Source organism: Enterobacter cloacae complex sp. AR_0002, from assembly GCF_001922365.1.
Lineage (GTDB): Bacteria > Pseudomonadota > Gammaproteobacteria > Enterobacterales > Enterobacteriaceae > Enterobacter > Enterobacter hormaechei_C.
In genome coordinates this window covers 388,076-398,836 of sequence record NZ_CP018814.1, presented here as the reverse complement: position 1 = coordinate 398,836, position 10,761 = coordinate 388,076, and the positions used below count along the sequence as shown (strand labels likewise).

11 protein-coding genes are annotated in these 10,761 nt (G+C 57.5%); 2 read left to right on the top strand and 9 right to left on the bottom strand.

All coding sequences use genetic code 11. The annotated features are described in order from the left end of the window. Window positions 1–21: 21 nt before the first annotated feature. From menF to AM329_RS02090, 3 genes are all read right to left on the bottom strand, one after another. Window positions 22–1,317 (bottom strand): isochorismate synthase MenF, encoded by a 1,296-nt coding sequence (menF, locus tag AM329_RS02100; protein ID WP_039264798.1) that lies wholly within the window; start codon window positions 1,315–1,317, stop codon window positions 22–24. Window positions 1,318–1,403: 86 nt separating this feature from the next. Next, entirely contained in the window at window positions 1,404–1,709 is a 306-nt protein-coding gene (elaB, locus tag AM329_RS02095; protein ID WP_017693006.1) for a stress response protein ElaB, read from the bottom strand. 50 nt (window positions 1,710–1,759) lie between these two features. After that, complete coding sequence (locus tag AM329_RS02090) at window positions 1,760–2,224, bottom strand: GNAT family N-acetyltransferase (protein WP_023314583.1); 465 nt, start codon at window positions 2,222–2,224, stop codon at window positions 1,760–1,762. 71 nt (window positions 2,225–2,295) lie between these two features. On the opposite strand from AM329_RS02090, the gene rbn reads away from it, so the two are divergent. Together rbn and AM329_RS02080 are read left to right on the top strand one after the other, a co-directional pair. Then, complete coding sequence (rbn, locus tag AM329_RS02085; RefSeq protein WP_039264799.1) at window positions 2,296–3,213, top strand: ribonuclease BN; 918 nt, start codon at window positions 2,296–2,298, stop codon at window positions 3,211–3,213. Between the two features lie 64 nt (window positions 3,214–3,277). Then, window positions 3,278–4,282 (top strand): chemotaxis protein, encoded by a 1,005-nt coding sequence (locus AM329_RS02080; protein ID WP_003859465.1) that lies wholly within the window; start codon window positions 3,278–3,280, stop codon window positions 4,280–4,282. 163 nt (window positions 4,283–4,445) lie between these two features. Here AM329_RS02080 and nuoN read toward each other — a convergent pair whose 3' ends face one another. From nuoN to nuoI, 6 genes are all read right to left on the bottom strand, one after another. Beyond that, on the bottom strand, window positions 4,446–5,903 hold the full coding sequence (gene nuoN, locus AM329_RS02075; RefSeq protein ID WP_032609737.1) for an NADH-quinone oxidoreductase subunit NuoN: 1,458 nt from the start codon (window positions 5,901–5,903) through the stop codon (window positions 4,446–4,448). A 6-nt stretch (window positions 5,904–5,909) separates the two neighbouring features. Beyond that, window positions 5,910–7,439 carry an NADH-quinone oxidoreductase subunit M gene (nuoM, locus tag AM329_RS02070; protein ID WP_003861498.1) on the bottom strand — a complete coding sequence of 510 codons (1,530 nt, stop codon included), beginning with the start codon at window positions 7,437–7,439 and terminating at the stop codon, window positions 5,910–5,912. A gap of 76 nt (window positions 7,440–7,515) precedes the next feature. Continuing rightward, complete coding sequence (gene nuoL, locus AM329_RS02065; RefSeq protein ID WP_003861497.1) at window positions 7,516–9,357, bottom strand: NADH-quinone oxidoreductase subunit L; 1,842 nt, start codon at window positions 9,355–9,357, stop codon at window positions 7,516–7,518. Beyond that, on the bottom strand, window positions 9,354–9,656 hold the full coding sequence (nuoK, locus tag AM329_RS02060; RefSeq protein WP_003861496.1) for an NADH-quinone oxidoreductase subunit NuoK: 303 nt from the start codon (window positions 9,654–9,656) through the stop codon (window positions 9,354–9,356). The genes nuoL and nuoK overlap by 4 nt, the downstream gene beginning before the upstream one ends. Further along, on the bottom strand, window positions 9,653–10,207 hold the full coding sequence (gene nuoJ, locus AM329_RS02055) for an NADH-quinone oxidoreductase subunit J (protein WP_003861493.1): 555 nt from the start codon (window positions 10,205–10,207) through the stop codon (window positions 9,653–9,655). The genes nuoK and nuoJ overlap by 4 nt, the downstream gene beginning before the upstream one ends. Before the next feature lie 10 nt (window positions 10,208–10,217). Then, the gene (nuoI, locus tag AM329_RS02050) at window positions 10,218–10,760 is read right to left on the bottom strand and encodes an NADH-quinone oxidoreductase subunit NuoI (protein ID WP_003861491.1); all 543 of its coding nucleotides are present in this window, start codon (window positions 10,758–10,760) and stop codon (window positions 10,218–10,220) included. Window position 10,761 lies beyond the last annotated feature (1 nt).

Sequence of the window (10,761 nt, the reverse complement as noted above, 5' to 3'; positions counted from 1 at the left end):
TCGGGATTGCACGAATCAGTATTAATCCCTTAGGAGAAGGGAACGCAGCCCGGCGGCCTTGTTTTCGATCTCCTGCCACTCCTGCTCAGGATCGGAGCCGCTGACGATGCCCGCCCCCGCATAAAGACGCAGCGCAGCGTTGTGAACGCGGGCGGAGCGTAATGCCACACAGAATTCGCTCTGATCGCGCGATAAATAGCCCGCCGAACCGGCGTACCACTCCCGGTCAAACGGCTCGACTTTCGCAATAAATTCTCGGGCCGCCTGTCGCGGCAGCCCGGCCACCGCCGCCGTCGGTTGCAAAATATGCAGACACTGTTCGTCGTCAGGCTGTTTAAGTTCGGTCCAGATACAGCGGCGTAAATGCTGCACCTTGCGCAGACGCAGCACCTGCGCCGGCAGGATCTCCAGCGTCCGGGTATGGTGCTGAAGACGCTGGCAGATATCTTCCACCACCAGCATATTTTCCCGCTGATTTTTATCGTCGTTCATCAGCCAGTCGCCCAGACGCTGGGCCTGCTTATCGTCAGAATGGCTGGCGACGGTGCCTGCCAGCGCTTCAGTGCGCAGCAGCGTGCCGCGTCGCCGCCACAGGCGCTCGGGCGTCGAGCCGAGGAAGGCATTGCTGGCGTCAAAGACCATACAAAAATGATAGCAGTTGAGTTTTAGCGCGCGGCTGGCAGCCATCAGCGCGATGGCGTTCACGGGCTGCTGGCACTGAACGTCTGTAGCACGTGCGAGCACCACTTTCTCAAAATCACCGCGAGCAAGGGTATCCGTCGCCTGACGAATCAACGCCAGCCAGTCCGGTTTTTCCGGATGATGGGTTTCCTGCACAATCTGCACGGACAACGGGCGGATCGGCGCGGCGTCGCGCAGGTTATCGACAAAATTCAGCGCCTCACGGGCATCTTCCCGCAGCGACGTTTCGCTCCACAGTTGCAGACGCAGCGTGGCGACCCCGCCAGACCGTCGCCAGAGAAGGCGCGGTAAAAACAGCTTGCCCTGCGCCGGGTTGAAGGCGTTCAGGCCGCAGATACGGGTGTCATTGGCTACGTCACGGGCATGCAAAAACCGCGAGGCCGAAGCCAGAGAATCAAACTGGGCGAGGCTTCCGAGCGCGGCAAGTTCTTCATCGCCGCTGCGCTGTTGCCAGTAAAACTGAGGATAGCATCGCTGCACACCCAGCCAGGCCAGCGGATCGAAGGCGTCGTTTAACGGGAAAGAGACATCGAAATGGCGTAAACCGGGTATAGCAGGCAATGCTTGCGCAAGCTGAGTGCGCAGGCTTTGCAGCGCGAGGAAAATCGAGTGCACGCGAACCTCTCCCTGTTAAAGCCTTATATTATACGGGGTACTGACGATAAATAGCAGTACCCACGTGTAGGGAGTGGTTTACCGGCTTAACGACGGGCTAACAGCAGACCCAGCACCAGCCCTACGGCCGCACCGACCCCAATGCCCTGCCACGGTTTTTCATGCACATAATCGTCGGCACGATAAACCGCCTGTTTGGCGCGGTAGTAATAATTGTCGGAGGCGTTACTGACGCGGTTTTTCACGTCATGCAGCGCCTGCTCGGCGCGGGCTTTGAGCTCAATGTACTTCTGATCGGCAGGATCGCCTGAAGAGCGCAGCACTTCTTCCAGCGTTTCGCTTAGCAGCGTCAGGTCGTCGTCGACTCGGGTATCCCAGGATTGAAATGACATATTTTTCTCCATGTTAGTACACCAGTCCGGTAACTATAGACAACGTATTGCTATTGCGCCTGTTTCGCTTCGCGTGCCATGCCGATGTGTGGGATGCCGTCTTCGTCGTAAATGTCCGTGACCGGGGTAAAACCAAAATGGCCATAGAATGATTGCAAATGCGCCTGCGCGCCCAGGTATAACGCCTTGTCCGGCCACTGTTTCTGGCATGCGTCCAGCGTTTTTTCCATCAGCTGATAGCCCAGCTTTTCACCGCGCGCGCGGCCACTGATAATGACGCGCCCAATGACGACAGGGTCAAATTCCTCTTCGCTTTTCAGAATCCTCGCATACGCCACCAGCTCGTTATCGCGCCAGCCGAGGATGTGCCGGTTCTCGCCGACCAGGTCATCGCCGTCGATATCCTGATACGGGCAGGTTTGTTCAACCACGAAGACTTCACAGCGCAGTTTGAGCAGGGCGTAGAGTGACTGCACGGTCAGTTCGCTGTGGTGTAGATCTTGCCACTGGATCATGTGTTTCTCCTTCCTGGGGTTCATCACGTTATACTAAACCCCTTCCCATTCGGCAAAGGGCTGATTGCGTTATGGAACTGATTTTTCTGGGTACGTCCGCCGGGGTGCCAACCCGCTCACGAAACGTGACGGCGATTCTGCTGGATCTTAAGCATCCTACCCGCGGTGGGCTGTGGCTGTTTGACTGCGGCGAGGGTACGCAGCATCAGCTGCTGCATACCTCATACCACCCGGGGAAAGTGGATAAAATATTTATCACCCATCTACACGGCGACCATCTGTTTGGCCTGCCGGGCCTGCTGTGTAGCCGTTCGATGGCCGGTAACGCTAACCCGCTGACCATTTATGGCCCTGCGGGTATTCAGGAATTTGTTGAAACCACGCTGCGCCTGAGCGGCTCGTGGACCGATTATCCGCTGGAGGTGGTGGAGATCGGCGAAGGTCTGGTGTTCGACGACGGAGATTATCAGGTGCGCGCTTACCCGCTTAACCATCCGGTGGAATGTTACGGCTATCGCGTTGAGGAGCATGACAAGCCCGGTGCGCTGAACGCCGCCGCGTTGCAGGCCGATGGGGTGAAACCTGGCCCGCTGTTCCAGCGTCTGAAGCACGGCGAGACCGTCACGCTGGAGGACGGGCGCGTCATCAACGGTCAGGATTACCTCGCGCCGCCGCAGCCAGGCAAAAAACTGGCTATTTTTGGGGATACCGCCCCCTGCCCTTCGGCGCTCAGGCTTGCCGGGGGTGTGGATGTGATGGTGCATGAGGCGACGCTGGAAGCGGCGATGGAAGAAAAAGCCAACAGCCGGGGGCACAGCTCAACGCGTCAGGCGGCGCAGCTGGCGCGTGAGGCTGGCGTCCGGAAACTGATTGTTACTCACGTCAGCTCACGCTATGACGTCCGCGGCGCTGAAAGCCTGCTGACAGAGTGTCGGGAAGTATTTCCGGCATGCGAGCTGGCGGAAGATTTTGCTCAGGTCAGCGTTTAGTCCTTCATTTTTCCCTCAGCGTGCCGATAACGATTAAAAGGCCAGCATTTCTCTTGAGGGTAGAATGGATAATTTCCAGAAAGATATTGATGACAGGGCGAACCTGACCCTGTCCAACCGTTTTGAACTGTTGCTGTTCCGTCTTGGCACCTCTCTGAACGAAAATAAATCCGAGCTGTTCGGCATCAACGTGTTCAAATTGCGCGAAATTGTGCCGATGCCGACCTTCACCAAACCGGCGGGAATGAAGTCTCCACTGATGGGGATGGTGAACATTCGCGACCAGGTGATCCCGGTGATCGATCTGGCCGCCGTCGCCGGCTGCAAGCCAGCCACCGGGCTGAACATCCTGCTGATCACCGAATATGCCCGCAGCGTGCAGGCGTTTGCTGTGGAATCGGTGGAAAACATCATGCGTCTGGACTGGAAGCAGGTGCATGCTGCGGAAACTGCCGTCAGCGGTCGCTACATTACCAGCATTGCCTGCCTGGACGAGAAGACGGATACCAACGATCTGGCGATGGTGCTGGACGTGGAGCAGATCCTGTACGACATCACCCCGGCGAACCACGATCTGCACGCCACCCATCTGGAAACCACCAAATTCAACATCAAGCCTGGCTCTGTCGCGATTGTTGCAGAAGATTCGAAAGTGGCGCGCTCAATGCTGGAGAAGGGATTGCAGGCGATGGAGATCCCGGCCCAGCTGCATATCACCGGCAAAGACGCGTGGGAGAAAATCACTCAGTTGGCCGCGCAGGCTCAGGCTGAGGGCGTCCCCGTTACCGATAAGATTGCCCTGGTATTGACCGACCTCGAAATGCCGGAGATGGACGGCTTTACGCTGACGCGCAAAATCAAAACCGACCCGGTACTGAAAGATATTCCGGTGGTGATCCACTCGTCTCTTTCCGGCAACGCGAACGAAGATCATATTCGCAAAGTGAAGGCGGACGGCTATGTGGCGAAGTTTGAGCTAAATGAGCTATCGTCGGTGATTGAAGAGGTGCTGGACCGCTCGATGAAGAAGATTGAAGGGCCGCTTATAAGCAGGAAGCAGTTAGCTTAGTCGGGTGACGCTTCGCTTACCCGACCTACAAGACCCGTATGCCCTGCAAGCGTAGCGCCCTGGGCATGTTTTACTCTGTGCGGGCTGGTGCCCTCACCCCGGCCCTCTCCCACGGGGAGAGGGAGAAAACAATAAAAAACCCGCCGAGGCGGGTTTTTTGTTTTTACATCAGCGGCATCGCTCGCTGCACGATATCAATCAGCGGCTGCGGATAGATACCGAAGATCAGCACCAGCAGCGCGGAGATTAGCACCACGATACCGCCGGCGCTGTACTGCCAGTTGGACGGCGCATCGCGGTTGAGCTGCTGAGGCGCGCTCAGGTACAGGCTCACGGCAACGCGCAGGTAGTAGTAGAGACCAATCGCGGAGCCGATAACGACACCCGCCGTCAGCCACCACAGACCCGCCTGCACACCGACGGCCAGCACGTAGAACTTACCGATAAAGCCCAGCGTCATTGGGATACCCGCCAGAGAGAGCATCATCACGGTCATTACCGCAGACAGAATCGGACGGTGCCAGAACAGTCCACGGTAGGAGAACAGGGAATCTGCATCCGGGCCACGGTACGGGCTGGACATCAGGCTCACCACGCCGAACGCGCCGAGGCTGCTGAACAGGTAACCGGCCAGATACACACCCACGGTTTCCATCGACATTTCACCGCTTTGCAGCGCAATCAGCGCCACCAGCAGGTAACCCAGATGGGAGATAGAGGAGTAGCCCAGCAGACGCTTGATGTTGGTCTGGCTCAGCGCCATCAGGTTACCGAAGATGATAGAAACGAACGCGATAATGCCCAGCACCACGCGAACCGCTTCGCTGTCACCCACCGGGGCGTACAGGAACAGACGCATAACCACGCCGAAGATAGCGATTTTACTCGCCGTCGCCAGGAAGGTAGAGACCGGTGCAGGCGCACCCTGGTAGACGTCTGGCGTCCACAGGTGGAACGGAACCAGAGAGAGTTTAAAGCCAAGGCCAACAATCATCATGCCCAGACCCGCCAGCAGCAGCGGCTCATGCATCATGCCGTCGCCGAGGCTCTTACCGATGGCCAGGAAGGAGAGGTTACCCGTCTGTGCATACAGCAGCGCGATACCGAACAGCAGGAACGACGACGCGGCAGCAGACAGAATGGTGTACTTGATAGCCGCTTCCAGAGAGCGCTTCTGACGGAAGGCGTAACCAATCAGGCCGAACAGCGGCAGTGAGATCAACTCAATACCAAGGAACAGCGCGGCCATGTGGTTCGCGTTCGCCAGCAGAATGCCGCCCAGTGCAGCAATCAGTACCAGCAGGTAAAACTCTTCTTTGTTGTCGCTGTACCCTTCGAGCCACGGGTACGCAAAGGTACAGGTTGCCAGGCTCGCCAGCAGCACCAGACCGGTGTAGAGCATGGCGTAGCCGTCAACGCGCATCAGCGGCGTGACGTCCATCGCTCCCGCCTGGCCAACAAACCAGAGGGAGACTAACGCAGCGTTCAGACCCAGAACGGACAGGGTCGCATTCAGGAAGTGATTGCGTCGCCACGCAATGGAGAGCATCACAACCACCACCGTCAATCCGACGATCAGCAGCGGTAGCAGCGCGATCAGTTGTTGTGGAGTTATTGTCATGGCGAATTACGGCCTTGTAGTAGAAGCAGAATTAACAAACCACTGCTGGATGTTACCCATCGCGGAGTGCGAGGTATCCAGAATCGGCTGCGGATAGAAGCCCAACAGCACCAGCAGTACGACCAGCAGCAGGATGATGAACAGCTCTCGCAGCGACATCCCCGGCAATTCTTGTGCAGCAATTTCACTCTTCGCTTTACCGAAGTAAGCGCGGTGCAGCATCGCCAGCGAGTACACGGAGGCAAACACCAGACCAAAGGTGGAGATGACGGTGATCGTCGGTACCACGTTGAAGCTGCCGAACAGGATCATAAACTCGCCGACGAAGTTACCGGTACCCGGCATACCCAGAGTCGCCACCGCGAAGAACATCGAGAGCGCCGGCAGCCATTTCATTTTGCCCCACAGACCGCCCATCATACGCATGTCGCGGGTATGGAGACGTTCGTACAGCTGACCACACAGGATGAAGAGACCGGCAGCGGACAGGCCGTGCGCAATCATCTGGATCACCGCGCCCTGGTACGCCAGCTGGCTGCCGGTGTAGATGGCAATCAGCACGAAGCCCATGTGGGAAACGGAGGTGTAAGCAATCAGACGTTTGATGTCGTACTGCGTGAAGGCCATCCATGCACCGTAGAAGATACCGATCACGCCCAGCCACATGGCAATCGGCGCGAACTCTGCGGAGGCGTTAGGGAACAGCGGCAGGGAGAAACGCAGCAGACCGTAAGCCGCGGTTTTCAGCAAGATACCCGCCAGGTCAACGGAACCTGCCGTTGGCGCCTGAGAGTGCGCGTCTGGCAGCCAGCCATGCAGCGGAACCACCGGCATTTTAACCGCGAAGGCGATAAAGAAGCCCAGCATCAGCAGGTATTCCACGCCGTGGGACATCGGGGTCTTCAGCAGGTCTTCGTAGTTGAAGGTCCAGACACCGGTCGCGTTGTAATGCACAAACACCAGCGCCAGGATGGCAATCAGCATCACCAGACCACTCGCCTGGGTATAGATGAAGAACTTGGTGGCCGCCGTGATACGCGTTTTACCGTCGGATGCCTTGTGACCCCACAGCGCGATCAGGAAGTACATCGGCACCAGCATCATCTCCCAGAAGAAGAAGAACAGGAACATGTCGATGGCCAGGAACACGCCGATCACGCCGCCCAGGATCCACATCAGGTTCAGGTGGAAGAAGCCCTGGTATTTTTCGATTTCTCGCCAGGAGCAAAGTACCGCCAGAACGCCGAGCAGACCGGTCAGCACCACCATCAGCAGCGACAGACCGTCAATCGCGAGGTGGATCGTGATACCGAAACGTGGGATCCACGGCAGAATGAACTCAGACTGCCACTGCGGAAGGCCCGCAGACTGGGTCAGTGAGTAGCCACCCTGCAACCACAGTTGCAGGCCAAGCGCGAGCGTCAATCCCATGGTGATCAGCGCGATCCAGCGCGGCATCTTCACGCCAAAGCGTTCGGTCTGCCAGCACAGGAAGCCGCCGATGAAGGGAATTAATATTAGCCAGGGTAGTAACATGGCGATTTACATTCCTTTTTAAGGCCCCCAGCAGGGGCCTGATTTTCAACGAATTCGAATAAAATTCACTTTACGATCAACGCAACACCATCAGCAGCGCCAGCACGACAACCGCACCGATGCTCATGGACGCCACATACCAGCGCAGATAACCGTTCTCGCTAAACAGCAGGCCTTTACCTGCAAAGCGAGAGAGGATCGCCGGGATATTCATCAGGCTGTTCAGTGGATCGCGCTTCAGCAGCCACGCAATGCCCAGGAACGGCTTCACGAAGATCATGTCGTACAGCCAGTCGAAGCCCCACGCGTTGTACCACCAGGTGCCCAGCAGACGGCCCGGCGCGCTGTTGGCAACGGCAGTTACCAGCGTGCGTTTGCCCAGCCACAGCCATGCGGCAATCAGGATGCCCGCTATAGCCACTACGCCGGAGGTGATTTCAAGCGTCAGAACGCGACCGTGCTCAAGCTCGGTTGTTGCCGGCAGTACACCCTGCAACGGTGGCACAATCATCGCGCCAACGAAGGTGGACAGGACCAGCAGCACAATCAGCGGCAGGTGGTGGGTAATCCCCTTCCCTGCGTGAGCGTGAATTTGTTCTTTACCGTGGAAGACGATGAAAATCATACGGAAGGTGTACAGGGAGGTCATGAACGCACCGACCAGACCCGCAACCATCAGATTGATATGACCATTCGCCATGGCGCCCGCAAGGATTTCGTCCTTACTGAAGAAGCCCGCGGTAATCAGCGGCAGTGCCGCCAGCGCCGCGCCGCCCACCAGGAAGCAGACATAGACCAGCGGGATGGACTTACGCAGTCCGCCCATTTTGAAGATGTTCTGCTCGTGGTGGCAGGCCAGGATCACCGAACCGGATGAGAGGAACAGCAGCGCTTTAAAGAACGCGTGCGTCATCAGGTGGAAAATGGCTGCGTCCCACGCCTGAACGCCCAGCGCCAGGAACATGTAACCAATCTGGCTCATGGTGGAGTACGCGAGAACGCGTTTGATGTCGGTCTGCACCAGCGCGGCAAAGCCTGCCAGCACCAGCGTAACCGCACCGACAATACCCACCAGATGCAGAATTTCCGGGGTCATCAGGAACAGGCCATGGGTACGCGCAATCAGGTAGACACCGGCGGTAACCATGGTCGCGGCGTGGATCAGCGCGGAGACAGGGGTTGGACCCGCCATCGCGTCGGCCAGCCATGTCTGCAACGGCAGCTGCGCGGATTTACCCACGGCGCCACCCAGCAGCATCAGCGTTGCCCACCACAGCATGTTGTTGCCTGCTTCGAAGTGCGCCGGCGCCAGTTCCACCATTTCGCGGAAGTTCAGCGTGCCCAGTTCGTTGTAGAGAATGAACAACGCGAAAGCGAGGAAGACGTCACCCACGCGGGTCACGACGAACGCTTTCATGGCCGCTGCGCCATTCTTCGGATCGGTGTAGTAGAAACCGATCAGCAGGTAAGAGCACAGACCCACGCCTTCCCAGCCCAGATACATCAGCAGCAGGTTATCGGCCAGCACCAGAACCACCATGCTGGCGATAAACAGGTTGGTGTAGGCGAAGAAGCGGGAGTATCCCTCTTCACCGCGCATGTACCAGGAGGCGAACATGTGGATCAGGAAGCCGACGCCGGTGACCACGGAGAGCATGGTCAGAGACAGACCATCCAGCACCAGGTTGAAACCGATGTTGAAGTTACCGACCGACATCCAGTTCCACAGCGGTACGCTGTAGGCCTGACGTCCATTGTTAAAGAAGTCGATACCCGCATACGCTGTGACCAGCGCAGCCAGGCCGATAGAGCCAATGCCCACGGTGGCAGACAGATTCTCAGACCAGCGGCCGCGAGAAAACGCCAGCAGCACGAAGCCAATCAGCGGAAAAATAATGGTTAAGGCAAGCATGTTCATCCACGCAACTCACTTACTGAATCGATGTTCAGGTTCTGGCGGCGACGATGGAGCTGTAGCAACAGCGCCAGGCCAATACTCGCTTCAGCAGCCGCGAGGCTGATGGCGAGAATGTACATCACCTGACCATCGGTCTGGCCCCAGTAGCTGCCGGCGACCACAAAGGCCAGCGCGGAAGCGTTGATCATGATTTCCAGACCGATCAGCATAAACAGCAGATTGCGGCGGATAACCAGACCGGTTAAGCCCAGAACGAATAAAATCGCAGCGAGGATCAGTCCATGTGTTAAGGGGATCATGCGCGTTCCTCCGTTTTTCTTTTCGCGCGGTCGTCAGTGCGGTTGCTCAGCACCTCGCCGACACGCTCTTCGCGGCCAACGTGGAAGGCCACAACCAGACCCGCCAGCAGCAGCATCGAGGCCAGCTCAACCGCCAGAACGTACGGACCAAACAGGGTGATACCCACGGCTTTCGCGCTGATTGGCGTCCCGTCGATACCCTGGTCGTTGACGCCCAGAATGGCGTAAACAATCACCGCCAGCATGATGGCCGACAGAATCGCCGGGCCAATCCACACCTGCGGTTTTAACCACTGACGTTCCTGCTCAATTTCAGAGCCGCCCAGGTTGAGCATCATCACCACGAACACGAACAGCACCATGATGGCCCCGGCGTAGACGATGATTTCCAGCGCACCGGCGAAGTGCGCGCCCAGCGCAAAGAACACCCCGGAAATAGCCAGCAGCGAGATGATTAAATACAGCAGCGCATGCACCGGATTGGTGTGCGTGATCACTCGCAGCGTAGCCAGGATGGCGATAAGGCCACAGATATAAAAAGCGAATTCCATTGCCCTCTCCTTACGGTAACAGGCTCTTGACGTCGATAGGCTTAGCTTCGTTCTCAGCTTCGCCTTTATCTTTGCCGTCGATTGCCATACCCGCCATCCGGTAGAAGTTATATTCCGGGTATTTGCCCGGACCGGAAATCAGCAGATCCTCTTTCTCGTACACCAGATCCTGACGCTTGTACTCACCCAGCTCAAAGTCTGGAGTCAGCTGAATCGCCGTGGTTGGGCACGCTTCTTCACACAGACCGCAGAAAATGCAGCGTGAGAAGTTGATGCGGAAGAACTCAGGATACCAGCGGCCGTCTACCGTCTCTGCTTTTTGCAAAGAGATACAGCCCACCGGACACGCTACCGCACACAGGTTACAGGCAACGCAACGCTCGGAACCGTCCGGGTCGCGCGTCAGCACGATACGTCCACGGTAGCGCGGCGGCAGATATACCGGCTCTTCCGGGTACATCCGGGTTTCGCGTTTGGCAAACGCATGCAGGCCGATCATCCAGATACTGCGTACCTGGGTGCCGAAACCTACCAATAATTCTTTTAAGGTCATG